The sequence below is a fragment of the Burkholderia sp. BCC0506 genome (genome assembly GCF_902833145.1).
GTDB lineage: Bacteria > Pseudomonadota > Gammaproteobacteria > Burkholderiales > Burkholderiaceae > Burkholderia.
In genome coordinates, this window is the sequence record NZ_CADFEN010000002.1 from 743,020 (window position 1) to 768,701 (window position 25,682).

At 68.0% G+C, this 25,682-nt stretch carries 25 protein-coding genes; 9 read left to right on the forward strand and 16 right to left on the reverse strand.

Annotation, left to right across the window (positions count from 1 at the left end; all coding sequences use genetic code 11):
* Nucleotides 1–53: 53 nt before the first annotated feature.
* Complete coding sequence (locus HWX62_RS07305) at nt 54–977, reverse strand: DMT family transporter (protein ID WP_175932368.1); 924 nt, start codon at nt 975–977, stop codon at nt 54–56.
* A gap of 41 nt (nt 978–1,018) precedes the next feature.
* Entirely contained in the window at nt 1,019–1,876 is an 858-nt protein-coding gene (locus tag HWX62_RS07310) for a LysR family transcriptional regulator (RefSeq protein WP_175932369.1), read from the reverse strand.
* A gap of 113 nt (nt 1,877–1,989) precedes the next feature.
* Here HWX62_RS07310 and HWX62_RS07315 point away from each other — a divergent pair, with 113 nt between their 5' ends.
* The 3 genes from HWX62_RS07315 (at nt 1,990) to HWX62_RS07325 (ending at nt 5,021) form a co-directional block, all read left to right on the forward strand.
* Nucleotides 1,990–2,373, forward strand: a complete 384-nt coding sequence (locus HWX62_RS07315; RefSeq protein ID WP_175932370.1) for a tautomerase family protein — start codon at nt 1,990–1,992, stop codon at nt 2,371–2,373.
* Between the two features lie 138 nt (nt 2,374–2,511).
* Nucleotides 2,512–4,131, forward strand: a complete 1,620-nt coding sequence (locus HWX62_RS07320) for a CHAD domain-containing protein (protein WP_175932371.1) — start codon at nt 2,512–2,514, stop codon at nt 4,129–4,131.
* A gap of 53 nt (nt 4,132–4,184) precedes the next feature.
* Entirely contained in the window at nt 4,185–5,021 is an 837-nt protein-coding gene (locus HWX62_RS07325; RefSeq protein WP_175932398.1) for a TOBE domain-containing protein, read from the forward strand.
* A gap of 175 nt (nt 5,022–5,196) precedes the next feature.
* Here the strand turns inward: HWX62_RS07325 and HWX62_RS07330 are convergent, their stop codons facing one another.
* From HWX62_RS07330 to HWX62_RS07345, 4 genes are all read right to left on the reverse strand, one after another.
* Nucleotides 5,197–5,898: an ATP-binding cassette domain-containing protein gene (locus tag HWX62_RS07330; protein WP_175932372.1), complete on the reverse strand. Its 702-nt coding sequence runs from the start codon at nt 5,896–5,898 to the stop codon at nt 5,197–5,199.
* 64 nt (nt 5,899–5,962) lie between these two features.
* The gene (gene modB, locus HWX62_RS07335; RefSeq protein ID WP_175932373.1) at nt 5,963–6,640 is read right to left on the reverse strand and encodes a molybdate ABC transporter permease subunit; all 678 of its coding nucleotides are present in this window, start codon (nt 6,638–6,640) and stop codon (nt 5,963–5,965) included.
* A 10-nt stretch (nt 6,641–6,650) separates the two neighbouring features.
* Entirely contained in the window at nt 6,651–7,445 is a 795-nt protein-coding gene (gene modA, locus HWX62_RS07340; protein ID WP_175932374.1) for a molybdate ABC transporter substrate-binding protein, read from the reverse strand.
* Between the two features lie 137 nt (nt 7,446–7,582).
* Nucleotides 7,583–8,281 (reverse strand): phosphatase PAP2 family protein, encoded by a 699-nt coding sequence (locus HWX62_RS07345; protein WP_175932375.1) that lies wholly within the window; start codon nt 8,279–8,281, stop codon nt 7,583–7,585.
* A 256-nt stretch (nt 8,282–8,537) separates the two neighbouring features.
* Here HWX62_RS07345 and HWX62_RS07350 point away from each other — a divergent pair, with 256 nt between their 5' ends.
* Nucleotides 8,538–9,647, forward strand: a complete 1,110-nt coding sequence (locus tag HWX62_RS07350; protein ID WP_175932376.1) for a PHB depolymerase family esterase — start codon at nt 8,538–8,540, stop codon at nt 9,645–9,647.
* 81 nt (nt 9,648–9,728) lie between these two features.
* Entirely contained in the window at nt 9,729–9,905 is a 177-nt protein-coding gene (locus HWX62_RS07355; protein WP_175932377.1) for a DUF3563 family protein, read from the forward strand.
* Between the two features lie 110 nt (nt 9,906–10,015).
* On the opposite strand, the gene HWX62_RS07360 is transcribed toward HWX62_RS07355, so the two are convergent.
* The 5 genes from HWX62_RS07360 to HWX62_RS07380 all read right to left on the reverse strand — a co-directional run bounded on the left by HWX62_RS07360 (nt 10,016) and on the right by HWX62_RS07380 (nt 13,525).
* Nucleotides 10,016–10,435, reverse strand: coding sequence for an organic hydroperoxide resistance protein (locus HWX62_RS07360; RefSeq protein WP_048988685.1), 420 nt, complete (start codon nt 10,433–10,435; stop codon nt 10,016–10,018).
* A gap of 155 nt (nt 10,436–10,590) precedes the next feature.
* Nucleotides 10,591–11,043 carry a MarR family transcriptional regulator gene (locus tag HWX62_RS07365; protein ID WP_175932378.1) on the reverse strand — a complete coding sequence of 151 codons (453 nt, stop codon included), beginning with the start codon at nt 11,041–11,043 and terminating at the stop codon, nt 10,591–10,593.
* Between the two features lie 187 nt (nt 11,044–11,230).
* A complete protein-coding gene (locus tag HWX62_RS07370; protein ID WP_175932379.1) occupies nt 11,231–12,040 on the reverse strand; it encodes a BPSS1780 family membrane protein in 810 nt (269 codons plus the stop codon).
* On the reverse strand, nt 12,031–13,029 hold the full coding sequence (locus HWX62_RS07375; protein ID WP_175932380.1) for a homoserine kinase: 999 nt from the start codon (nt 13,027–13,029) through the stop codon (nt 12,031–12,033). Before HWX62_RS07375 ends, HWX62_RS07370 begins: the two co-directional genes overlap by 10 nt.
* Before the next feature lie 100 nt (nt 13,030–13,129).
* Nucleotides 13,130–13,525 (reverse strand): hypothetical protein, encoded by a 396-nt coding sequence (locus tag HWX62_RS07380; RefSeq protein ID WP_175932381.1) that lies wholly within the window; start codon nt 13,523–13,525, stop codon nt 13,130–13,132.
* Between the two features lie 129 nt (nt 13,526–13,654).
* Between HWX62_RS07380 and HWX62_RS07385 the strand changes: the two genes are divergently transcribed.
* Complete coding sequence (locus tag HWX62_RS07385; RefSeq protein ID WP_175932382.1) at nt 13,655–15,181, forward strand: AMP nucleosidase; 1,527 nt, start codon at nt 13,655–13,657, stop codon at nt 15,179–15,181.
* A 456-nt stretch (nt 15,182–15,637) separates the two neighbouring features.
* Here the strand turns inward: HWX62_RS07385 and HWX62_RS07390 are convergent, their stop codons facing one another.
* The 4 genes from HWX62_RS07390 to HWX62_RS07405 form a co-directional block, all read right to left on the reverse strand.
* Nucleotides 15,638–16,201 carry a tautomerase family protein gene (locus tag HWX62_RS07390; RefSeq protein ID WP_175932383.1) on the reverse strand — a complete coding sequence of 188 codons (564 nt, stop codon included), beginning with the start codon at nt 16,199–16,201 and terminating at the stop codon, nt 15,638–15,640.
* A 148-nt stretch (nt 16,202–16,349) separates the two neighbouring features.
* Nucleotides 16,350–17,342 carry a helix-turn-helix domain-containing protein gene (locus tag HWX62_RS07395; protein ID WP_175932384.1) on the reverse strand — a complete coding sequence of 331 codons (993 nt, stop codon included), beginning with the start codon at nt 17,340–17,342 and terminating at the stop codon, nt 16,350–16,352.
* Nucleotides 17,343–17,505: 163 nt separating this feature from the next.
* The gene (locus tag HWX62_RS07400) at nt 17,506–17,790 is read right to left on the reverse strand and encodes a hypothetical protein (RefSeq protein WP_175932385.1); all 285 of its coding nucleotides are present in this window, start codon (nt 17,788–17,790) and stop codon (nt 17,506–17,508) included.
* 381 nt (nt 17,791–18,171) lie between these two features.
* A complete protein-coding gene (locus tag HWX62_RS07405; protein ID WP_175932386.1) occupies nt 18,172–18,930 on the reverse strand; it encodes a TIGR00730 family Rossman fold protein in 759 nt (252 codons plus the stop codon).
* A gap of 1 nt (nt 18,931) precedes the next feature.
* Between HWX62_RS07405 and polA the strand changes: the two genes are divergently transcribed.
* The 3 genes from polA to HWX62_RS07420 all read left to right on the forward strand — a co-directional run bounded on the left by polA (nt 18,932) and on the right by HWX62_RS07420 (nt 24,534).
* Complete coding sequence (gene polA / locus HWX62_RS07410; protein WP_175932387.1) at nt 18,932–21,685, forward strand: DNA polymerase I; 2,754 nt, start codon at nt 18,932–18,934, stop codon at nt 21,683–21,685.
* Nucleotides 21,686–21,962: 277 nt separating this feature from the next.
* Nucleotides 21,963–23,297 carry an NAD(P)/FAD-dependent oxidoreductase gene (locus tag HWX62_RS07415; protein WP_175932388.1) on the forward strand — a complete coding sequence of 445 codons (1,335 nt, stop codon included), beginning with the start codon at nt 21,963–21,965 and terminating at the stop codon, nt 23,295–23,297.
* A gap of 361 nt (nt 23,298–23,658) precedes the next feature.
* Complete coding sequence (locus tag HWX62_RS07420) at nt 23,659–24,534, forward strand: dienelactone hydrolase family protein (protein WP_175932389.1); 876 nt, start codon at nt 23,659–23,661, stop codon at nt 24,532–24,534.
* 114 nt (nt 24,535–24,648) lie between these two features.
* On the opposite strand, the gene HWX62_RS07425 is transcribed toward HWX62_RS07420, so the two are convergent.
* On the reverse strand, nt 24,649–25,518 hold the full coding sequence (locus HWX62_RS07425; protein ID WP_175932390.1) for a sulfurtransferase: 870 nt from the start codon (nt 25,516–25,518) through the stop codon (nt 24,649–24,651).
* Nucleotides 25,519–25,682 lie beyond the last annotated feature (164 nt).

Here is a 25,682-nt window from a genome sequence, read left to right on the forward strand (position 1 = left end):
GCGTGGAAGTCACGCGAATCGCCATTATAGGGACGGCGTAGGGACGGCGGGCGTCACGCCGGCAGCGCGTCCTCGTCCTTTTTGCGTGCGTCGCCGTTCGGCAGCAACTGGCACGCGAGCAGGCCGGCGAGCATCAGCGCGCAGCCGACGAGCGCGCGCAGCGTCAGCGTTTCGCCGAGCGCGGCCCAGCCGGCGATCGCCGCGAACACGCCTTCCATGCTGAAGATCACGGCCGCATGCGCGGGGGCCGCGTCGCGTTGCGCGACGACCTGCAGCGTATAGCCGACCCCGACCGACAGCAGCCCGCCGTACAGCAGCGTCGGCAGCGCGCCGCGCAGCATCGCGACGCTGACCGGTTCGACCGCCAGGCCGACCGCGAGGCACGCCACGCCGCACACGAGAAACTGCAGGAACGCGAGCACGAGCGGATCGTGGCGTTTCGCGAGATGGCCGACCGCCATCACGTGCGCAGCGATGATGACGGCGCCCGCGAGCTGGAACCAGTCGCCGTAGAGCACCGAGAAGTGCTCGTCGATGCTGAGGAAATACAGGCCGATCGCGGCCAGCAGCGCGCCGAACCACGTGCCCGCGCCGATCCGGTGACGCGCGAACACGCCCATCAGCGGCACGATCACGACGTACAGCGAGCTGATGAAGCCGGCGTTGGCGATCCGCGTGTATTGCAGGCCGAACTGCTGCAGCGAGATCGACACGGCGAGCAGCCCGCCGAGCACGAGGCCCGGCAGCAGCAGGGCCGGCGCGCGCCGGATGGCCGCGAGCTGCGCGCGCGACGCCGGATTCACCGTCAGCAGCGGCACCAGCACGAGCGCGCCGAGCAGGAAGCGCAGCCCGGTGAACAGGAACGGCCCGATCACGTCGAGGCTCAGGCGTTGCGCGACGAAAGCGGAGCCCCAGATCGCGGCGGCGCCGAGCATCAGCAGGTTGGCGCGGAGGTGCTTGCGGGCTTCGGGCTTCATCGGAATTCGTCTGGAGATTGCGGGCGGCGGAACCCGCTAGTTTACGCCGGGATTGCAAGGCTGTCGGCAAACCTGTGCAGCGCGGCGGCGGCCCGGGCGTCGCGTACGCGCGAATACAGCACGACCTGCGACGGCGGCAGCGCGGGCAGCCCGAATTTCGCGCCGACGTCGACCAGCGTGCGCGGGGCGACGCGCCGCGCGAGCGGGCAGACGGCAAGCCCTGCCGCGGCGGCCGCCGTGACCGCCGCGACCCCGCCGCCCGTGAAGCGCTCGCGCCACGGCAGCCCGGCACGGTCGAGCGCGCGCAGCGCGGCGGCCCGCACGCCGCAGGGGCCGGCCAGCACCGCGAGCGGCAGCGGCTCGCCCGCGCGCGGCGCCCAGTCCGGCGCGGCGAGCCAGGTCAGCGGCTCGGTGAACAGCAGCGTGCCGTCGTCGCGCGGCGGATCCTCGCCCGGCTCGTGGCGGACGATTACCGCGTCGAACCGCCGTTCGTCGTATTGCGGGAGCAGGTTCGTCGACGCCCCGAGATGCATTTCCAGCGACAGCCCCGGATCCTGCCGATGCAGGCTCGTGAGCACGGCCGGCAGGTCGGGTACCGCGACGTGCTCGCTGACGCCGAGCGACAGCCGGACCGTGCCGGTCGAGATCGCGCCGAGCGCATGCTCGTGCGCGTCGAGCAGCGCGCGGGCGGCCGGCAGGAAATTCTCGCCGTCGGCGGCCAGCTTGACGACGCGCGGCGTGCGCGCCAGCAGCGGCTTGCCGAGATGGGCCTCCAGCCGCTTCAGCTTCAGGCTGACGGCCGATTGGGTGGTGCCGAGCGCATCGGCGGCGCGCGTGAAGCTGGCGAGGTCGGCGACCAGCACGAATGCGCGAACCGCATCGAGGTCGAGTACTTTCATTTCAAATGAAAATGGATGAAATATCTATCAATCACTGTTCATTATAGATCGGCGCGCTTAACCTGACGCCGTGTTTTCGTTCTTCAACGTCACTCACCGACAGGAGCAGCACCATGCCATTCACCCGTATCGCCGTACGCGAAGGCAAACCGGCCGCCTACCGCAAGGCTCTCGTCGACGGCGTGCACCGCGCGCTGATGCAGACCTTCAACGTTCCCGAGGACGACATCTTCATGGTCGTGACCGAGCATGCGGCCGAGAATTTCGTGTTCGGTCGCCATTACTACGATATCGAACGCAGCGACGATCTCGTGATGATCCAGATCACCGCGAACAACACGCGCACGCTCGAGCAGAAGCGGGCGCTGTACCGCACGATCGCCGAGAACCTCGCGCAGCAGCCCGGCGTGCGGCGGGAGGACGTATTCATCAGTCTCGTCGAGGTGCTGAAGGAGAACTGGTCGTTCGGCAACGGCATCGCGCAATACGCCGTTTGACGTGCCGGGTTGACCTGCCACGGGCGACAGGGTCGGATCGATACCTGCGCGTTTGGGCGGCGTGTACTATGGAAGCTGCTTCACGAGCGACGCCGGCGCGGTCGATGCGCCGGCGATCCTTCTTGTGCAGGAGCTTTCATGTCGCGTGTGCTGGAAATCGTGTTGTCGCTGTCGCTGGAAGGGTGGCCGGGCAAGGGCACGGGCCGCGCCCGGGGCGCGCAGCGCGACTTCGGCGCCGAGCTCGTGCGTGCGTGGCGGATCTGCCCGCAGGTCCGGATGCGGCGCGGCCACGAGCGCGTGACGATCGAGCCGTGCCGGATCGAGGAAGCCGAGCGCAGCCCCGGCGCGAGCTGGTGGACCTGGGTCGAATCGAACGCGCATGGCACGCGGGTCGTCGCGTCGCGCACCCGGACGTTCGCTCCCGGCGTGACGCAGCGCGAACTGTTCGACGCGGAGCACGCGGGCATCGTCGTCGCGACGCCGCTGCCGGTGCCCGCGGCGGCTGCCCCGGCCGATGACGACGCGCCGGCTGCCGACATCGACGGCGCGACACCGGACACCGACGAAGCGCGGTCCCAGGCATCGGCGCTGCGCGTCGTCAGCGAACGGCGGCGCGGGCGCTGGGCCGACGACAGCGGTGTCGTGGTCGAGATGACGCTCGACGACATCGCGCTGCACGGCGGCGGCGAGCCGCCGCGCCGCTACGTCGAGTTGCGTCTGGCCGCACCCGACTGGGAGAACGTTGCCGCGCGCACCGCCGCACTGCATGCGCTGTTTGCCGCGGCGCGCGAACTGAGCGGGGCGTGGCCCGCCTTCGTGCAACTGACGAGCGTGATCGACCGCGCCTGTGCGGGTGGGCCGATGGCTGCCGCGCTGGTCAAGGCGCAGCCCGTCGACTTGACCGGCATCCGCACGCAGCGCGCCGCGCTGTTCGCGCTGTCCCGCGACATCACCGCGCAATGGCTCGGCAACGAATGCGGCGTGCTCGAGCGCGACGATCCCGAATTCGTGCACCAGATGCGCGTCGCGCTGCGCCGCCTGCGCACGCTGATACGCTTTTTCCCGCGCTTTACCGACCGTCAGTGGAAGGACACGCTCGGCGTCGACCTGCGCTGGCTCGCCGCGCTGCTCGGCATGGTGCGCGACTGGGACGTCTTCGCGACCGAGAGCCTGCCCGCGCTGATCGCGGCCGATGGCGGCGGCAGCGACTGGGGCGGCACGCTCGACGCCGCCCGCGCGCAGTCGACGGCCGCCCGCGTCGAGCTGCGGCAGGCGCTGCATTCGGCCCGTTATGCGCGGCTGACGCTCGGCTGGCTCGAATGGCTGAGCGCGCTCGCGCTGCCGGCGGCCGACGGCGACGACGCGCCGTCGCTGCGGCGTCACGCGACCAAGCGCGTGCGGCGGCTGTTCGGTCATCTGTACGGGTCGCCGTCGCTCACGTCGCTCGACACGGCGGCACGCCACCAGGTGCGCATCGATGCGAAACGGTTGCGCTACGCGCTCGAATTCTTCGCATCGCTGGCGTCGCGCCGCACGCGCAACGAGACGGTCAAGACGCTGGCGCGCGTGCAGAGCGTGCTCGGCGAGGCGAACGACGCGATGGTCGCGCTGCACCATCTCGAGCAACTGGCCGCGCCGCCGTATCAGCTCGGTTTCGTGCGCGGCTACGGCGCCGCGCTCGAACAGCGCGCGGCGCGCGACGCCGAAACGCTGCTGGCCAGCCTGCGGCCGCCGAAGCTCGACGGCAAGCCGGGCTGAGCGCCGCGCGCCGACCCTATAATGGCCGCCCGTTTTCCGCACGCATGCCGATGATGACCGACGCACCGCATTCTTCCTCGTCCGCCGAGCCGCTCGAACTGGGCGGCGAGCTGTGGCTGCGCGCCGGCGAACAGACGCTCGGCGGCGCGACGCGCATCGCGCTGCTCGCGGCGATCGGCGACACCGGTTCGATCACGCGTGCGGCGAAGGCCGTCGGCCTCAGCTACAAGGCCGCGTGGGACGCGGTCGACACGATGAACAATCTCGCCGGCGAACCGCTCGTCGCGCGTTCGACGGGCGGCAAGGGCGGCGGCGGCACGACGCTGACGCCGCGTGCGACGTCGCTGATCGCCGCATTCCGCACGATCGAGCGCGAGCATCGCCGCTTCATCGAGGCCGCGAGCGCGGCCGTGGCCGGCTTCGACGTCGACTGGGCGCTGATCGGCCGGATCGGGATGAAGACCAGCGCGCGCAACCAGTTGTTCGGCAAGGTCGCGTCGATCGTGCGCGGCACCGTCAACGACGAGGTGACGCTTGCGCTGCCGGGCGGGCAAGCCGTCGTCGCCGTGCTGACGCACGAAAGCGCCGAGACGCTCGGGCTGCGGGAAGGCGCGGATGCGTGCGCGCTGGTGAAGGCGTCGTGGGTCGTGCTCGCCGTCGACGATGGCGGCCCCGACCTGAAAGTGTCCGCGCGCAACCGGCTGTGCGGCAGCGTCGAAGCCGTCGCGGCGGGCGCGGTGAACAGCGAGGTGACGCTGGCGCTCGACGGCGGCGGCACGTTGACGGCCGTCGTGACCAACGACAGCGTCGACGCGTTGCAACTCGCTGCCGGCCGGCGCGCGATCGCGCTGTTCAAGGCATCGAGCGTGATTCTGGCGGTGACCGGCTGACCCGGCCAGCGCGGCTCCCCCCTGGTCCGGCGGTGCGAGGACGGGGCGAAGCCGGTACCGCACGCGTGTGCGTCGCACCGGCTTCGTTTCCGCTTTCAGCATGCGCCGCGGTGCGGCTTCTCTCAGGCTCCAACGTGGCGGCGAGCGCCACGATCACGACCACGGCGTCGCGCGTTCAGCTGACGCGCGTCGGCCACTCGGTGTGCGGCGAGCTCGCCTGCACGCGTCCTTCGCTCAACTGCACGACCTGGTCGCCGAAGGCGGCGACATCGTCGGGGTCGTGCGAGATCAGCACCATCGGGATGTCGAGCCGCGCCTGCAGTTCGGCGAGCTCATGGCGCATGCGCTGGCGCATCGCGCCGTCGAGCGCCGCGAACGGTTCGTCGAGCAGCAGGATGCGCGGCCGCGCGACCAGCGCGCGCGCGAGCGCCACGCGCTGCTTCTGCCCGCCCGACAGTTGCGACGGATATTGCCCCGCCAGCGATTCGAGGTCGAACGCACGCAGCCAGTACGCGACCTCCGGCGGCACTGTCTTCGCGCGCGGGTTGCGCAGCCCGGCCGTGAGCCCGAACGCGATGTTCTGCCGCACGTTCAGATGCGGGAACAGCGCGTAGTCCTGGAACAGGTACGCGACACGGCGGTCGCGGGTCGGCACGTCGATGCGGCGCGCGGCGTCGAACAGCGGCTCGCCGTTCAGCGTGATCGTGCCTTCGTCGGGCGTCAGCAGCCCGGCGATCGCCAGCAGCGTCATGCTCTTGCCCGCGCCCGACGGCCCGAACAGCACGACACGCTGCGTCGTTGCCGTGAACGACACGTCGAGCATGAAGCGCCGCTCGGCGCTCGCGCAGGTCTTGCGGATGTCGACGACGAGGCTCATGCGGGCCTCCGCCGAAACAGGCCGGCCGCGCAATGGCGCCGGCGAGACGGGCGGCACGGGCGCTTCATGTCGGCTGGCTCCGCCGGGCGCGCGACGGCACGAGCCAGCCGGTCGCGAGCAGCACGAGCACGCAGGTGATCGACGTCACGAGCACGAGGAAGCTCGCCGTGCTGTCGTCGCCGGTCTGCACGGCCGCGTAGATCGCGACCGACAGCGTCTGCGTGCGGCCGGGCAGGTTGCCGGCGATCATCAGCGTCGCGCCGAATTCGCCGAGCGCGCGCGCGAACGCGAGCAGCGCCCCGGCGAGAATCCCGCGCGTGGCGAGCGGCAGCGTCACGCGGAAGAACACCGCTACTTCGCCGAGCCCGAGCGTGCGCGCGGCGCGCTCGAGATGCGGATCGACGCCTTCGAACGCCGCGCGCGCCGATTTCAGGATCAGCGGAAACGCGACGACCATCGACGCGATCACCGCGCCTTGCCAGGTGAACACCAGCTCGATGCCGAGCGTGTCGAGCCACGCGCCGAACACGCCGCGCCGGCCGAGCAGCACGAGCAGGTAATAGCCGAGCACCGTCGGCGGCAGCACGAGCGGCAGCGTCAGCACCGCATCGACGACGTCGCGCAGCGGCGAGCGCCAGCGCGCGAGCACGAACGCGGCCGCGACGCCGAGCATGATGTCGAGCGCGGTCGCCCAGCCGGCAACCTTCAGCGACAGCAGCAGCGGGACCCAGGCGTCTTGCATTGCGACACGCTCACTTGGCGGGCTTGAAGCCGAACGTCGACAGCACGGCCTGGCCCTGCGGCGACGCGACGAAGTCGATGAACGACTGCGCCTGCGCGGCGTGGCGGCTGTCCTTGACCACCGCGATCGGGTAGGTGATGGCCGCTTGGGTCGGCACCGTCAGCGCCACCTTCACGCGGCCCGGCATGATCGCGGCGTCGGTGCCGAACACGAAGCCCGCGTCGACCTCGCCGCGCGCGACGTAGTCGAGGCTCTGGCGCACGTTGGCGGCCAGCACGCCCTTCGCGCTGACGGCGTCCCACACGCCGGCCGCGCGCAGCGCGCCCTCGGTGTAGCGGCCGACCGGCACCGAGGCCGGGTCGCCGTACGCGATGCGCTTCACGCCGGGCGTGGTCAGGTCGCGCAGCGACGTCGGCGCGGCCGCATGGCTGTCCGCCGGCACGATCAGCACCAGCGAGTTCGCCGCGAAGTCGCGGCGCGTGCCGGGCACGATCACCTTTTCGTTCACCGCGCGATCCATCGCCTTCTGGTCGGCCGACGCGAACACGTCGGCCGGCGCACCCTTGGCGATCTGCTGCATCAGTACGTCCGACGCGCCGAAGTTGAACAGCACCTTCGTGTCCGGATGCTGCTTTTCGTACGCGTCGCCGACGGCCTTGAATGCGTTCGTCAGGCTGGCGGCGGCCGACACGACCAGTTCGTCGGCGGCGGAGGCGGGCGCGCTGAACGCGAACCCGGCGGCAAGCGCGGCGATCGGCAACAGGCGAAGCAGGGTGCGGCGAAGCGGACGGACGGTCGAGCGCATGGCGGATTCGTGTGGAAAGGATGAAAACCGTAATCGTAATATAGGGCGGGTTATAACGCTCGACATACTGCTCATGCGACGGTCCGCATGAAATGGTCAGACGGGAAAAAGGGCGGGCGTGACGTCCGGGCGGCCCGTCACGCGTGAAGCATGTGCGGCGCCGATTCGGTGCGCTGCAGCGACGACGGCTGCGATGCGGGATGGTAGTTCGGATTGGCCTTCCAGCGCGCGCGGACGAACGGGCGCTCGTGGCCCGACAGTTCCAGCGCGACCCGGGTGACCCAGCGGTGCGATGGCACCGTGATGCCGTGCAGCGCCGCGGTGACGAGCGCGAGGCTCGCGACGACCGCCGGCACCGACCAGCGGTGCGGCACCGCGCGCCACGAGCCGGCGATGAACCCGAGCGCGGCGATCGCGCCGACGATGCAGCCGGTGATCGATTCGGACGGCGAATGCGCGTCGAGCGCGACCCGCGACACGCCGACCGCGATGCCGGCCGCCAGCCCGAGCGCGATGCCGGCGATCCGCACCGGCGTGCGCGTGCGGATCAGCGCGAGGAACATCGCGACCGGATACACCGACGTCGACAGCATCGCATGGCCGCTGAACCCGGTGAAATCCCACGCGCGAATGCCGATGCCCCAGCCGAGGAACGCGATCTTCGTGAGCGCCACCACGCCGATCGCGGCCGCGAGCACGCCGAGCCACGCGGCCGCGCGCCGCCACGAGTAGCCGAGCGCGAGCCAGACGGCAATCGTGATCGCGAGCGGCAAGGTCAGGCCGGCGCCGCCGAACGCGGTGATCATGATCCACAGGTGAGAGGACAGGTCGAACATCGGGAAGGGGCAAACGAAGGCGGGGAGAATGCTTAAATCAACGCGCGAGCCGGAAAGAACGACTACAACGGATACAAGCGGCGAAACCCCAGTATAGCGCCGCGTCCGCATGCGTCCCGTTTTTTGCCGCCGGGAACTATCGGCGCGCAGGAAAAATCCGAGAAACAATGTTATGGTGCATTGCACAAAGCCGAACGATGCATCCGTTGCGGCGCGTGCATGGCGCCCCTATTTTTCCTGACTGCGAGCCCGATCGATGACCAAAAGTCTGACCAAGGTGTGGCTGGGCGGCGTGAAACGCATGCTGTCTCCGGCCGCCAAGCGCGCGGCGCGCGATGCGCGGCGCATCACACGCGACGCGCTCGAGGCCGCGGCCTCTCCTGCCGTATCCGATCTGTCCCCGCCACGCGAGTCGCGCGTGCGGCCGCGCGCGGCCGCGTGGGCGGCAGGCGACTGGACGCGCGGCGAACATCCGATGGCGCCCGCGCTCGGCCGCCTCGTCCAGCATCTCGCGTACGGGCTCTACGTGCCGCCCGGCCGCCGGCGCGGTGCGATGCCGCTCGTCGTGATGCTGCACGGCTGCCGGCAGTCCATTGACGAATTCGCGCAGGGCACGCGGATGAACCTGCTGGCCGACAAGCACGGTTTCGCGGTGCTGTATCCGGAACAGTCGCTGCGTGCGCACACGCACGGTTGCTGGCACTGGTATGAAGACACCGACCGCGCGGGGCGCGGCGAGGCGAACGCGGTGGCGTCGCTGGTCGACGCACTGGTCGACGAACACGGTTTCGACGCGTCGCGCGTCTACGTGGCGGGGCTGTCGGCCGGTGCGGGGCTCGCATCGCTTCTTGCACTGCATCATCCGGACCGTTTCGCGGCGGTCGCGTTGCACTCGGGCCCGGCGCTCGGCGAGGCGAATTCCGGCATCACCGCGATGGACGTGATGCGGCGCGGCCTGCGGCACAACCCGGCCGCGGCGGTCGACGCGCTGGTCGATGCCGGCGCGTATCCGGGCATGCCCGCGCTGATCGTCCAGGGCGACGCCGATCATGTCGTCGCGCCGAAGAACGCCGATCAGCTCGCCGTGCAGTTCATGCGCCTGAACGGGCTCGCCGACAGCCGCGGCGCGCTGCGCGGCGGCGAGCGGGTCGAGACGCGCGAATCGGGCGCCCAGATCACCGATGTGTGTCGCGACGGCGAGCCGGTGGTGCGGCTTTGTCACGTGAAGGGGCTCGATCACGCGTGGGCCGGCGGCGACGAAGCCGTGCCGTTTCACGCGGCGGTCGGCCCCGACGCAAGCGCGATGATCTGGGCCTTTTTCGAGGCGAATCATCGCACTGTGGCGACCGAACGACGCATCGTCTGATCGACGCTGGTCAAAGGCTAGGGTTTTCCCTATAATTCGGGAAAACCCTAGTCAAAGAACCTTCGTATAGCGAGATCGATCATGTACCTGCTGAGCCACCTCTTCCTGATGCTGACCAAGAATGCTGAAACGGCTGCGAAAGAGCGCGCCGATGCGTACCTGGCCGAAGCCACCGACATCTACGATCTCGAATTCCGTATGCGCAAGATCGATCGCGACGCGGCAATGAACCGCCCGTATTCGTTCGGCGCGCGCTAAGCGGCGCACGCGGGCCTGCCGGCCCGCCATTTCGACGATTCGCGCAAAAGGGCGCGTGCGGCATGGTGCCGCACGCGCCCTTTTTGCATTTCTCCGGGCCCCGCGTCGCGTCAGACGACCGTCAGGCGCACCGGCACGTTGTTGCGCGTGGCGTTCGAATACGGGCACACGTGGTGCGCCTTGTCGACCAGCGCCTGCGCGTCGGCCTTGTCGAGCCCCGGCAGCGACACGCGCAGCTCGATGTCGAGCCCGAAGCCGCCTGCGTCGTTCGGGCCGATGCCCACTTCCGCCGTGACTTGCGTATCGGCCGGCAGCGTCTGCTTGTTCTGGCCCGCGACGAACTTCATCGCGCTCAGGAAACACGCCGAGTAACCTGCGGCAAACAGTTGCTCCGGATTCGTGCCTTCCGCGCCCGTGCCGCCGAGTTCGCGCGGCGCGGCCAGCTTCACTTCCAGCTTGTGGTCGGCGGATACCGCGCGGCCGTCGCGGCCGCCCGTGCTCGTGGCACTGGTCTTGTACAGAATGTTCATCGTGCAGCTCCTGTCGGGAAGAGAGGGAAAAGCGGTCCGGTCAGACGGCATGTCGCCGGCCACGAACGAAATATAGAACACAAATCATTAGTGTGCAAATGAAATTTTGAAGAAAAAACCGGCAGCGCCGGGTGGGGCGATCCGCACGTGGCCTGTCAGCGTTCGTTGGCTGTCGACAACGCGTCGCGCAACTGCTGGAGGTCGGCACGCAGCCTGACCAGGAATTCGGGCGTTTGCTGCATCGCGCAAAAGAGATCGGCGGGCACCGAGCGCGCACGATCCTTCAGCGCACGGCCTTCCGGCGTCACGCGCACGTTGACGACGCGTTCGTCGGCCGCGCTGCGCACACGCTCCACGTAGCCGAGCGCTTCCAGCCGCTTGAGCAGCGGCGTGACCGTGGCCGGATCGAGATCGAGCCGCGCGGCGATGTCCTTCACGGCCATGTCGTCGCGCTCCCACAGCACGAGCATCGCGAGATATTGGGGATAGGTCAGCGACAGCTTGTCGAGCAGCGGCTTGTACGCCTTCGTCATCGCGTGCGAAGTCGAGTAAAGCGCGAAGCACAATTGCTCGTCGAGCGTCTGGGGCAGCGGGGGCGGGCGATCCATGATTCGGGCGGCGCGGTAATACGCGAACGATTTGTACACGAATTATTTTGCGCGCAAAAGATCGGGTTGAACAGGGGCGACCAGCGGCGGTCGATACCGGAAACGGGGCGAGAGCGAAGCGCGCCGGCGACGACCCGGCGCGGGAAACAGCGGGGGCGGCCGGCGACCTGCGCCGGCCGGGAGAGGGTCAGCGGCCCGACATCGTCGTCGTCGCGCCCGGTTCCTGCACGCCGAAGCAACCGCGATAGGTCGCGTAGAACGAGCAGTACAGCATCGTGACGATGATGATCGTCACCGGCATCATGATCGTCAGCGCATACGCGCCGGCGCCGAGCGCCTGAAGCAGCAGCGACAGCGCGAGCGACGTGCCGAGCGCGACACCGAACCAGAGCACGCCGTATACGGCGAAGGCACCGCGATTGCGCCAGCAGCTGACGACGCTGAAGAACAGTGCCTTCGCCGGCGGCACGTCGTGCCACGCGACCAGCACCGGCGCGAACCAGAACAGCATCGCGACCGGCAGATAGAGCAGCGTCGCGAAGAACAGCGCACCGAGCGTGCCTTGCGCGGCGAGCGTCTCGGGCGTCGTATTCGCTTCGTCGGCCGCACCCATCATCACGTGGAACAGCGCGCCGCCGTCCACGAACGACGAAGCGGCGAACACCAGCACCATCGACGCGACGTAGATCACGCCGAGCGCGAGCAGCCGCTGGGTCGCGACGGCGCCGTACGAGCGGAAACCGTCGACGAGGATCGTCGGCATCACGGTCTTGCCGGCCACCGTGTCGCGGCACGCGGCCATGAAGCCGACCGCGACGCCGGGAATGAATACCAGCGGCAGCGCCGAGCCGATCACGGGCACCATCGACACCAGCGTAATCGCGAGCAGGTACGTGAAGAACAGCGTGATGAACGCGAGCGGATTCCGGCGGAACAGCCAGATGCCTTGACGGAACCAGACATAGCCCGTTTTCGCGGGCACTTCGATCAGTTGCATGCGGTTTGGATCTCGGGAAGCGCGGGCGTATGCGCGATACGCTCACGCAGAATGCGTTCGAAATGACCGGGGTCGTGCGGCTTGAGCATCTCCGCCGCGCGCGGCAGGTAGAAGTCGTACAGGCGCGACACCCAGAAGCGGTACGCGCCGGCGCGCAGCATGTCGCTCCAGTGGCGGCGTTCCTCGGCCGTGAACGGCCGGACCGTCTGGTACGCGCGCAGCAGCGCATCGGCGCGCGCGGCGTCGAGCACGCCGGTCGCGAGGTCGACGCACCAGTCGTTGACGGTGACCGCGACGTCGAACAGCCACTTGTCGCAGCCCGCGAAATAGAAGTCGAAGAAGCCGCCGAGGCGCACGTCGTGGCCGGTGCCGGGCGCCGCGTGCGCGAACAGCACGTTGTCGCGGAACAGGTCGCAATGGCACGGCCCGGCCGGCAGCGCCGCATAGTCGTCCGACGCGAAGAAGCTGGCCTGGTGCGCGAGCTCGCGTTCGAGCAGCGCGCGTTGCGCGTCCGTGACGAACGGCACGATCGCCGGCACGTTGTCCTGCCACCACGGCAGGCTGCGCAGGTTCGGCTGGCTGCGCGGATAGTCGCGCCCCGCGAGGTGCAGCCGCGCGAGCATCTGCCCGACCTCGATGCAGTGTTCGACCCCCGGCGCGAGCTCGGCTGCCCCGTCGAGCTTCGTGACGATCGCGGCCGGCTTGCCGTGCAGCTCGCCGAACAACGCGCCGTCGTCACGCGGGACCGGGTCCGGCACCGGCACGCCGTGCGCGGCCAGATGGCGCATCAGGTCGAGGTAGAACGGCAGTTGCTGCGCCGTGAGCTTTTCGAAGATCGTGAGGACGTATTCGCCGCGCGTCGTCGTCAGGAAGAAATTGCTGTTCTCGATGCCGGACGGAATGCCGCGGAACGCAAGCACGTCGCCCAGTTCGTAGTGGCGCATCCAGTGCGCGAGATCGGAGTCGGAAACAGCGGTGAAAACGGCCATGCGGGATGCGTCAGGTCAGGGTGTCGGCACGCGGGCGGCGTGCATCGCGACAGCGGGTGAAGGGGGCGGCGCGGCGCGGTCGGTGCGCCGCGCCACGGAATCAGTAGCGCAGGTTCAGCGACGGCAGGCGCGTGATCGGGATGCCCGCGTCGTGCGGCTTCGGCGACGTGTCGGGTGTCGAGCTCATCTGGTAGCGCGTGCCGAAGTTCGACTTCACGTCGATCTCGACCGGCTTGCCGCGGTCGCGGTACTCGGTCACTTCGGTGCCGCTCCTGCTCTTTTCGTGGAAGCTCGGCGTGCGGCGGATGTCGGCGAAGTCCACTTTCGACGTGACTTCGGCGCCAGGCCGGTTGATCTTGCGGAGATCGGGCAGGCCGGCGGCTTCGTTGGCCTCGGCCCGGGCCTGCGCGTCGGCGTCAGGCGTGCCACCGGCGGCGTGAGCGACGCTGGCGGCGGCAAGCGCGACGGCAGCGGCGACGAAAATGAGCGGCTTCATGATGAGTCTCCAGTGAACCCACCGATTTTAGCAAATACTGCGCGCCATCCGGCCCCTGCGTGCGCAGGGGCGGCCATGAGGGCGACCGGGTTCCGTGGTAATGTCGTCGGATCAGACGAGGTGATGAAAATGAAGAACGATTTGAGCCGCCGGCACCGTGTGCTGTCGCCCGAAAGCCCGTCGGTCGAGGCTTTCGACGATCCGATCGCCGCCGTTGCGCGGCTGTCCGCCATTTACGACACGAATACGGGCTTCCTGCGCGACGCATTCGCGCGCTATCGCCGCCACGAAGCGATCACCGAGCACGTGCGCGCGTGCTATCCGTTCGTGCGGATCCGCACCGACGTCAACACGCACGTCGATTCGCGCCGCTCGTACGGCTTCGTCGCGGGGCCCGGCGTATTCGAGACGACGGTCACGCGTCCCGATCTCTTCGCGAACTACTACCGCGAGCAACTGCGCCTGCTGGCGAAGAATCACCATGTCAAGATCGAGATCGGCGTGTCGTCGCAGCCGATTCCGATCCATTTCGCGTTTCCGGAAGGCATTCATCTCGAGGGCGAGCTCGATCGCGACCGCCTGCTCGCGATGCGCGACATCTTCGACACGCCCGACCTGTCGTATCTCGACGACCGCATCGTCAACGGCACGTTCGAGCCGGCGCCGGGCGAGCCGCATCCGCTCGCGCTGTTCACCGCCGCGCGCGTCGACTTCTCGCTGCACCGGCTGCGTCACTACACGGCGACGTCGCCCACGCACTTCCAGAACTACGTGCTCTACACGAACTACCAGTTCTACATCGACGAGTTCGTGAAGCTCGGCCGCACGCTGATGACGGAAAGCGACGATCCCGAGGTGCGCGCGTACCGCAGCGAGTACAGCGCGTTCGTCGAGCCGGGCGACGTCGTCACGTACAACGCGAACCTCGGCGGCGAGCCCGCGGAGGGCACCGCGCCGCCGCGCCTGCCGCAGATGCCCGCGTATCACCTGAAGCGTGCGGACGGCAGCGGGATCACCATGGTCAACATCGGCGTCGGCCCGTCGAACGCGAAGACGATCACCGATCACATCGCGGTGCTGCGTCCGCACGCGTGGGTGATGCTCGGCCACTGCGCGGGGCTGCGCAACACGCAGCGCCTCGGCGACTACGTGCTCGCGCACGGTTACGTGCGCGAAGATCACGTGCTCGACGCCGACCTGCCGCTGTGGGTGCCGATCCCGGCGCTGGCCGAAGTGCAGCTCGCGCTCGAGCGCGGCGTGGCCGAGGTCACGCGGCTGGAGGGCGCGGAGCTGAAGCGCGTGATGCGCACGGGCACGGTCGCGAGCGTCGACAACCGCAACTGGGAACTGCGCGACCACCGCGAGCCCGTGCAGCGGCTGTCGCAGAGCCGCGCGATTGCGCTCGACATGGAAAGCGCGACGATCGCCGCGAACGGCTTCCGTTTCCGGGTGCCGTACGGCACGTTGCTGTGCGTATCGGACAAGCCGCTGCACGGCGAGCTGAAGCTGCCGGGCATGGCCGACACGTTCTATCGCGGGCAGGTCGACCAGCATCTGCAGATCGGCGTGAAGGCGATGGAGATCCTGCGCACGAACGGGCTCGACAAGCTGCATAGCCGCAAGCTGCGGAGCTTCGCGGAAGTGGCGTTCCAGTAACGGGCCCTCGCGGTATCAGGCTTCCCGGATGATCCGGGGAGCCTTCTTGTCGACCAGGTCCAGCGGGTTCGGACGATTCCCCTTTCTTCGCACGCGTTCTCGTCGGCCAATCGTGCGCGCCGGCAGGCGCGTTTCCAACCCGAGTACGCGCCGATACAGGTGAAGCGGCCGCCGGCCGTGCAAATCACTCGGACAAGCGTTTCAATGGCTGCGCCACAGGCTTGTCATTGATTCCCTAGCGGAAATAGTCTCGTTTTAAATGATCGTTTTCCACTATTTGGGAATTGAAACAGGCTTCCTAGACTGGTCATACGTCCCTCCTCGTGCCTGAGTATGGACGGTTGCTTGCCCCGGTCACGGTCCCCCTGTGGTCGGGGTTTTTTGCGTCGCCTCGCCGGAGAGGCCGTATTTGGGGGCAAGCGGAGCCCTACCTTGTCACGCGGTTCCGGTGCTGCGTCAGCCCGCGGCTCCGGCGGCGGATTCGTGCGACCCGTTGCGGGCCGTTTCCCGCATCGAATCGCGCACCGCATCGACGACCCGGCTCGCATCCGCGTGCCGCTTGTTCGCGAGCCGCCGTTCCCCGACTGCACGCAACGTCGCGCCGCCGAAATATTCCATGATGTCCGGCAGCCGGCGCACCGTGCCGCGGCTGCCCCAGCAGCCGTCGTCGATTTCCGTCGGAAAGACCCACACGCGTGTCGCGACGGCGTCGACCGGCGCGCCTTCCGCACGCGCGACGGCGGCGGTCACGTCGGCGATCAGTGCGGCGCGCGCGGCGTCCGTGTACTGTCCTTCCGGTACGGTCGGCACGATCCGGTAGATCGGCGCGGGCGCGACGACGCCTGCGCGATACACGGCCGCCGGCCGATGGACGAAGATCCAGGTCACGTCCCGCACGCGCGGATCGTCGGGATCGAGCCCCTCGTGACGAATCAGCGTGGTGGTCAGTTCGTTCATCAGTCTTGCTTCGGCCTGCGGCGCGAGCGCCCCTTCGGGGAGGGTCACATCGATCATCGGCATGATGGTGTCCTGGGTTCGTGGAGACGGCGTCGCTGCGATTCCCGCGACGTGAATCCAGTGTATGAACCGCATCCCGATGCGCGAAGTGGCGAAACTGCCATTCGACGATGCCATTTCCGACATCGCACTTCTCGGCTGTGTCAGGCGGCTAACGCGCGAAGCGGCGGCGATACTGGCTCGGCGAGATGCCGGTCTCGCGCTTGAACAGTTGGCGGAAACCGCTGATGTCCGCATAGCCGACGCGTTCGCACACCGTGTCGATCGCGAGCTTCGTTTCCGCGAGCAGTCGTTTTGCGACTTCGATCCTGAGCGTCTGCAGATACCTGAGCGGCGGGGCGCCCACCGCATCCCGGAAGCGACGATGGAGCGTGCGTTCGCTCATCGCGACATGGTCGCTCAGCCGCGCGAGGCTGAAGGGTTCGCGCAAGTGCTTTTCCATCCAGCGTTGCGCGCGTGCGATGGCCGGATCGTCGTGACCAGCGTGGCCCATTCGGTCGAGGTCGATGAACGAATCCTGCGAGTCGCGATTCATGTCGATCAGCATGAGCCTGGCGACCGACGCGGCAACGCGCGCGTTCGCCAGTTTGTCGACGACCCGCAGTGCGAGATTCTGGTACGACGTGACCGCGCCGCCGCAGAGGAGGCCGTCCTGTTCGGTGAGGACGTCCGACGCGCGCAGCGCGACGTCCGGATAACGGGCGCGGAAGCTCGACGCTTTCGACCAGTGCGTGGTCGCGACGCGGCCGTCGAGCAATCCGGCTTCCGCGAGCAGGAACGCACCCGTGCAGTACGTCGCGATCAGCGTGCCGCGCGCGTGTTGCCGGCGCAGTGCGTCAAATAGCGGCGCGAGCGATGCGGGCCGGTCGAGCAGCCGGTCGAGATTCGCGACGAGCGGACCGGTCAGCCAGATCGCGTCGGCGGCGCTGCCGCCGTCGATCGCACCGTCGACCGGAATGACTTGCCCTGACGCCGTGCGCACGGGCCGGCCGCCGATCGATTCGACGCGCCAGCGGAACGGCGGGGCCGGACGGCCTGACGTCATCGATGACGCGATGTGGTTGGCCGCCGTGAGAATGTCGGTGGGCGCGGCGATGCCGGACGCAAGCGCATGGTCGACAGCCCAGATTCGGATGAGCGGCATGAATGGCGGAATTGGCCCTGAACAAGGGCAATCCTACCACTCGAAATCGAGCGGTTCGGCCGCCGTTCGTTCGGGAGTCGACGACCGGAAATCAAAAGGCCGCCCGGCACCGGAGTGCGCGGGCGGCCTTGCGGGTCGAACGGCCGTGCTGCGTCTATGTCGCTCAGCACTCGCCTTTCTTCGCGTGCCCCGGCGGGCAGTGATAGCCGCCATGACCGCGATGACGCTCTTCCCACTCGCGGCGTTCCCAGTAGCGATGGCCATCCCAGTAGCGGTCGCCGTGCCAGCCGACGATGACCGCCGGTGCAGGGGCGACCACGACCGGGGCGGGCGCGACGACGACCGGCGCGGGCGTGCCGATGTTGACGTCGACGTTGACGGCGTGAGCGAGGCCGGACAGCGAAAGGCCGAGGCCGGCAAAAGCGAGGGCGATCAGCGAGCGTTGCATGTTCTTTTCCGTGATGTCGTGATGAATGGGCCGACGCGACGCGATGGAAGCGAGGGGGACCGTTCCACCGGGGGAACGCCGCGCCGACACGATGCAGTGTGCTGCCGCGCGACGGAAAAGGCGAGTCGTGATTATTACGGAGGATTGACGGCGCGCGAGCGCGCGGCGTGCCATCCATTTGACATTGGCGGCCGGCCGATACGGATGATCCCGCAGCATGGTGCGGTGCCCGCTGCGGGGATTTGACATTCGACCGCGCACGGCGGAGCGCGGGTATTAACAGCGCGTTACAAAGTCACGTCCGGCGGGCCGCCGGATCGCGCTATTCGCTGCATAAAAAGAACGACGCCGGCCGTCGGGCCGGCTGCCGTCACCGACCGGTTACAGGTAGAACATCCGGTCTTCTTCCGGGCGCGGCGGATGATCGTCGTCGTCCGAACCTTCTTCCTCGCCGCTGTCCTCGTAAAACGCGAGCACCGCGTCGAGCACCTGGTCGGGATCGTCGATCACCTGCATCAGGTCCATGTCTTCCGGGTTGATCAGGCCCATCGGAATCAGTTGATCGCGGAACCATTGCAGCAGCCCCTGCCAGAACTCGCTGCCGACGAGGACGATCGGCACGAGGCGCGACTTCTTCGTCTGGATCAGCGTGAGCACTTCGGACAGCTCGTCGAGCGTGCCGAAGCCGCCCGGCATCACGATCACCGCATCAGAGTTCTTCACGAACGTGACCTTGCGCGTGAAGAAGTGGCGGAAGCGCAGCGAGATGTCCTGGTAGTGGTTGCCGGCCTGCTCGTGCGGCAGCTCGATGTTCAGGCCGACCGACGGCGCCTTGCCGGCGTGCGCGCCCTTGTTCGCGGCTTCCATGATGCCGGGGCCGCCGCCGGAGATCACCGCGAAGCCGGCGTCCGACAGCTTGCGCGCGATCTGCGCGGCGAGCTTGTAGTGCGGGTTGTCGGGTTTGAGGCGGGCAGAACCGTAGATGCTGACGGCCGGGCGGATCTCCGACAGGTACTCGGTCGCCTCGATAAACTCTGCCATAATCGTGAACATCTGCCACGATGCGCGCGCCTTCTTGGCCGTCGCGCGTTCTTGATCTGCGAGCGAACGCAGACTCGGAATCACTTTTCTCTTGTTCATAATGCCTGAAGAACGAAATCTGGAAGGTAAGACCCTGCTATTGGTTGACGGTTCGAGCTATCTGTATCGGGCTTACCATGCGATGCCTGATTTGCGTGGCCCTGGCGGGGAGCCGACCGGAGCGCTCTACGGAATCATCAACATGCTGCGCCGTATGCGCAAGGAAGTCAGTGCAGAGTATAGCGCTTGCGTGTTCGATGCAAAGGGCAAGACGTTCCGCGACGACCTTTATGCCGACTATAAGGCAAACCGCCCGTCGATGCCGCCCGATCTCGCGTTGCAGGTCGAACCGATCCACGGCGCGGTGCGCGCGCTCGGCTGGCCGCTGCTGATGGTCGAGGGCGTCGAGGCCGACGACGTGATCGGCACGCTCGCACGCGAAGCCGAACGACACGGGATGAACGTGATCGTGTCGACCGGCGACAAGGATCTCGCGCAACTCGTGACCGAGCGCGTCACGCTCGTCAACACGATGACCAACGAGACGCTCGACCGCGACGGCGTGATCGCGAAGTTCGGCGTGCCGCCCGAGCGCATCATCGACTACCTCGCGCTGATCGGCGACACCGTCGACAACGTGCCGGGCGTCGAGAAGTGCGGCCCGAAGACGGCCGTGAAGTGGCTGTCGCAATACGAGAGCCTCGACGGCGTGATCGAACATGCGGGCGAGATCAAGGGCGTGGTCGGCGACAATCTGCGCCGCGCGCTGGATTTTCTGCCGCTCGGCCGCCAGCTCGTGACCGTCGACACGGCCTGCGATCTCGCGCCGCATCTCGAGTCGATCGAAGCGTCGCTGAAGACGGACGGCGAAGCGCGCGACCTGCTGCGCGACATCTTCGCGCGCTACGGTTTCAAGACCTGGCTGCGCGAGGTCGAGAGCGCACCCGCGGAAGGCGACGGCGCCGATGCGCCGGAAGGCGAGCCGGCCCCGGTGATCGCGGCGGACGTCGTGCGCGAATACGACACGATCCAGACCTGGGCGCAGTTCGATGCGTGGTTCGCGAAGATCGATGCGGCCGCGCTGACCGCGTTCGACACCGAGACGACCGCGCTCGATCCGATGCTCGCGCGGCTCGTCGGCCTGTCGTTCTCGGTCGAGCCGGGCAAGGCGGCCTACCTGCCGGTCGCGCACCGCGGCCCCGACATGCCCGAGCAGCTTCCGCTCGACGACGTGCTCGCGCGCCTGAAGCCGTGGCTCGAATCGGCCGATCGCAAGAAGGTCGGCCAGCACCTGAAGTACGACGCACAGGTGCTCGCGAACTACGGCATCGCGCTGAACGGCATCGAGCACGACACGCTGCTCGAATCGTACGTGCTCGAATCGCACCGCACGCACGACATGGACAGCCTCGCGCTGCGTCATCTGGGCGTCAAGACGATCAAGTACGAGGACGTGGCCGGCAAGGGCGCGAAGCAGATCGGTTTCGACGAAGTGGCGCTCGCGCAGGCCGCGGAATACGCGGCCGAAGATGCCGACATCACGCTGCAGCTCCATCACGCGCTGTATCCGCAGATCGCGCGCGAGCCGGGGCTCGAGCGCGTGTACCGCGAGATCGAGATGCCGGTGTCGCTCGTGCTGCGCAAGATGGAGCGCACGGGCGTGCTGATCGACGATGCGCGCCTGCAGGCGCAGAGCACCGAAATCGCGACGCGCCTGATCGAGCTCGAGGGCCAGGCGTACGAACTGGCGGGCGGCGAATTCAATCTCGGCTCGCCGAAGCAGATCGGGCAGATTTTCTTCGAGAAGCTGCAGTTGCCGGTCGTGAAGAAGACGCCGAGCGGCGCGCCGTCGACCGACGAGGAAGTGCTGCAGAAGCTGGCCGAGGACTATCCGCTGCCGAAGCTGCTGCTCGAGCATCGCGGGCTGTCGAAGCTGAAGTCGACCTATACCGACAAGCTGCCGCGCATGGTGAACCCCGCCACCGGCCGCGTGCACACGAACTATGCGCAAGCGGTCGCCGTGACGGGCCGCCTCGCATCGAACGACCCGAATCTTCAGAACATTCCGGTGCGCACGGCCGAAGGCCGGCGCATCCGCGAGGCGTTCATCGCGTCGCCGGGCCACCGGATCGTGTCGGCCGACTATTCGCAGATCGAACTGCGGATCATGGCGCACATCTCGGGCGACGCGTCGCTGCTGCGCGCGTTCTCGCAGGGCGAGGACATCCACCGTGCGACGGCCGCCGAGGTGTTCGGCGTGACGCCGCTGGAGGTCAATTCCGACCAGCGCCGGATCGCGAAGGTGATCAACTTCGGGCTCATCTACGGGATGAGCGCGTTCGGGCTCGCGTCGAATCTCGGCATCACGCGCGACGCGGCGAAGCTCTACATCGACCGCTATTTCGCCCGCTATCCGGGTGTCGCGCAGTACATGGAAGACACGCGCGCGACCGCGAAGGAGAAGGGCTACGTCGAAACCGTTTTCGGCCGCCGCCTGTGGCTGCCCGAGATCAACGGCGGCAACGGTCCGCGCCGCCAGGCCGCCGAGCGCGCGGCCATCAACGCACCGATGCAGGGCACGGCGGCCGACCTGATCAAGCTGTCGATGATCGCGGTGGACGACTGGCTCACGCGCGACGGGCTTGCGTCGCGGATGATCATGCAGGTGCACGATGAACTGGTGCTCGAGGTGCCCGACGGCGAGCTGTCGCTCGTGCGCGAGAAACTGCCGGAAATGATGTGCGGCGTCGCGAAGCTGAAGGTGCCGCTGGTTGCCGAAGTGGGCGCCGGCGCGAACTGGGAAGAGGCACACTGACGCACCCCCGCGCGGTGCCTGTTCCCCGCGGCATAGTGTTGCAGGGATGCTGAATATCGAGGTGGTTTGCTTGTGGTCAACGCGCAAGCTCCCGGACAATGCATGTCAGTCATGTCATTGACGCGGGGCGGCGCGCCCCGCGTTCCGGGCCGGCGCATCGAAGTGCTTCGAACTGCACATCGATGATGTCCGAACCGGTTAATCCGTCGGGTGGCGTGAGTGCATGGCGTTTGCTTCATCCGGCGGCAGCAGTTTCGAATCGCAAAGGGGGAATCAGATGCATCGGATCATCATCGTAGGCGGAGGCGCCGGCGGCCTGGAACTGGCGACGCGGCTCGGCGACCGTTACGGCGCGCGCGGCAATCGTCCCGCGCGTGCGCTCGTCACGCTCGTCGACCGCAATCCGACGCACATCTGGAAACCGTTGCTGCACGAGGTCGCGGCCGGCAGCATGGACCCGTTCACGCAGGAGCTCGAATATGCGGCGCAGGCGCGCTGGCACGGCTTCGAGTTCCAGCAGGGCGAGCTGACCGGGCTCGACCGCGCGGCGAAGCGTCTGACGCTGTCGCCCATCAACGACAGCGACGGCGTGGAACTGTTGCCGGCGCGCGAGCTGGAATACGACACCCTCGTGATCGCGATCGGCAGCACGACGCACTTCTTCGGCGTGCAGGGCGCGCCGGAAAACGCGATTGCGCTCGACACGGTCGGGGAGGCCGAACGCTTCCGCAAGCGCTTGATCGCGGCATGCATGCGCGCCGAGCACCAGGCGCCGGCGCCGAGTGCGCCAGGCGAGTCGGCCGAGCCGCGCATCCAGGTCGTGATCGTCGGCGGCGGCGCGACGGGCGTCGAGTTGTCCGCGGAGCTGCGCAATACCGCGCAGGTACTGTCCGCGTACGGGCTGCACAAGCTCGATCCGCGCCATGACGTCGGCATCGTGCTGATCGAATCGGGGCCGCGGATCCTGCCGGCCCTGCAGGATCGCGTGTCGGCGGCGACGGCCGAACTGCTCGAGAAGCTCGGCGTGCGGCTGATGCTCGGCGAGCGCGTGACCGAGGTGGCGCCCGGGTTCGTGCATACCGCGAGCGGCAAGGCGGTGCGCGCGGACCTGACGGTCTGGGCGGCCGGCATCAAGGCGCCGTCCGTGCTCTCGCAGCTCGACGGCCTCCAGGTCAACAAGCTCGGGCAGCTCGACGTGCGCCGCACGTTGCAGACCTTCACCGACGACAACGTGTTCGCGCTCGGCGATTGCGCGGCCTGTGCATGGCCGGGCAACGAACGCAACGTGCCGCCGCGTGCGCAGGCGGCGCACCAGCAGGCGAGTTTCCTGCTGAAGGCGATCGGCTGCCGGCTCGAAGGGCGCCCGCTGCCCGAGTTCACGTATCGCGATTTCGGCTCGCTCGTGTCGCTCGGCCACTTCAGCGCGGTCGGCAACCTGATGGGCGGGCTGATCGGCGGCAACATGCTGATCGAAGGGCTGTTCGCGCGCTTCATGTACATGTCGCTGTACCGGCTGCACATCGCGGCGCTGCACGGTTATCCGCGGATGATGCTCGACACGGTCGCGCACTGGCTGCGGCGCACGACGCTGCCGCGCGTGAAGCTGCACTGATCGCGCGCGTGCGTGCGAAGCGGGCGGGGCGGACGCATGCCATGCGTGTTCCCCGCCCGTTTTTTCTTTTCGATTCGCAAACATTCGGTCGCACGACGAGCTCGGCCATGCGCATCCGTACGGTGATTCGGCAAGGCCTTCGGCGGGCTTGCGCGCCATGTCGATTCGATCGCCGCAACGCGACGTAATCGAGTCTTACACATCTGACAGTTGACGCGACAACGGATTATTGGGCATCTTGTCCGGGTTTTCGTTCGCGGCGGGGTGCCAACCGCCGCGACCTCCGCACCGCGCGCCGGTGCGATGCCCCGTCATGCCGTTCCGCGATCGTGACGGCGGCGCCCAATCGAGGAGTGCATTCATGTTGAAACCCGAAGTCGACAGCCTGGTCCCCCATGTCCCGTTCTCGCGCCGCAAGTTCATGCAGGCCGCCCTGGGCGGCACCTTCGCGGCGGCCGTGCTGCCCGTGTCGGCGCAGACGGTCACGACCGACAGCACCGGGCTGGACGTCGACACCATCGAGATCCGTTCGGGCGATGCGAGCGTGCCGGCTTATCGCGCCCAGCCGGTCGACAAGACGAACCTGCCGGTCGTCATCGTGATTCACGAGATCTTCGGCGTGCATGCGCATATCGCCGATGTGTGCCGGCGCTTCGCGAAGCTCGGCTATCTCGCGATCGCGCCCGACCTGTTCGCCCGGCAGGGCAACGCGGCGAAGTATCCGACGATCAAGGATCTTTACGACAACATCATCAGCAAGGTGCCGGACCGGCAGGTCACCGAGGACCTCGACGCAACGGTCGCGTGGGCCGGCAAGAACGGCGGCGACCTCACGCGTCTCGGCGTGACCGGGTTCTGCTGGGGCGGTCGCCAGGCGTGGCTGTATGCGGAACACAATCCGCACGTGCGGGCCGCGGTGGCGTGGTACGGGTTCGTCGAAGGCAAAACCGACGAGATGACGCCGTTCAACCCGGTCGATCACGCATCGTTGCTGAAGGTGCCGGTGCTCGGGCTGTACGGCGAGAAGGACCAGAACATCACGCAGGCGTCGCTCGCGGACATGCGCAAGGCGATCCAGGCGAGCGATTCGAAGCTCGCGCGCGAATCGGAAATCGTCGTGTATCCGGATGCCGGTCACGCGTTTTTCGCCGACTACCGGCCGAGCTATGTGAAGGCCGACGCCGAGGATGGGTGGAAGCGCGCGATCGAGTGGTTCCACAAGTACGGCGTGATGTAAGCAACGAGCGGCGGCATCGGCTGCTGCGGCACTGGCCGCCGCGGGATCGGCCGCCGCGGCATCGGCCGCCGCGGCATCGGCCGCCGCTTCATACTCATCGAGTCGCGCGGGGGGTCAAGGATTCGGGCCGGTCGCGATCGGCCGCGACGGATCGGCGCTCCATTCGCTCCACGACCCCGGGTACAGCGACGCGCCGTGCAGGCCCGCCACTTCCAGCGCCAGCGCGTTGTGGCATGCGGTGACGCCGGAGCCGCATTGCAGGATCGCGCGGTTCGGCTCGGTGCCGCCGAGCACGGTGGTGAACGCCTCGCGCAACTCATGGCCGGTCTTGAAGCGGCCGTCGGCAGTCAGGTTGTCCTTGAAGAAGCGGTTGCGCGCACCTGGAATGTGGCCACCCACCGGATCGTTCGTTTCGTTTTCGCCGCGATAGCGGTCGGGTGCGCGTGCATCGATCACGACGCGCGCGTGCGACGACACGTTCGCGAGCACGGCCGCTGCATCGACCGTCGATTCGAGCGGCGTTGCCGCGCGGAAGTCGCCGGCGGCCGGTTTCGGCACGTCGGTCGTCAGCGGCTGGCCGGCCGCTTCCCAGGCCTGCAGCCCGCCGTCGAGCACGGCGACCGAATCGTGGCCGAGCCAGCGCAGCAGCCACCACAGGCGTGCCGCATAGGCGCCGCCTTGCGCGTCGTACGCGACGACCTGCTGGCCCTGCTTGAGGCCGCGGCTGGCGAGCAGCGTGGCGAGCGCGTCGCGGGTCGGCAGCGGATGGCGGCCGTTGGTGCCCGTCTTGCGGCCCGACAGGTCGCGGTCGAGATGAAGGTATTGCGCGCCGGGGAGGTGGCCGGCCGCATACGCGGCTTCGCCGGCGCCGGGATCGGCGAGATCGAAGCGGCAGTCGAACAATGCGACGCTGCCGGGCGCCGCGGCCAGGCGCTCGGCGAGATTGGCAGCGGAGATCAGCGTGGTGTAGTGAGTGTGTGGCATGGCGGCTCCCTGGGGTGCAAATGGCCTGACACTCCAAGTCTAAACAAAAAAAGACGGGCCGAAGCCCTAATGCCGTTCAGTTAAGAACTGAACGGCATTTTTGTTTTGGGTGTTGTAAACGATGATGGGGGCTGTTAACCTGCGTCGCCATGCTTGATGACACC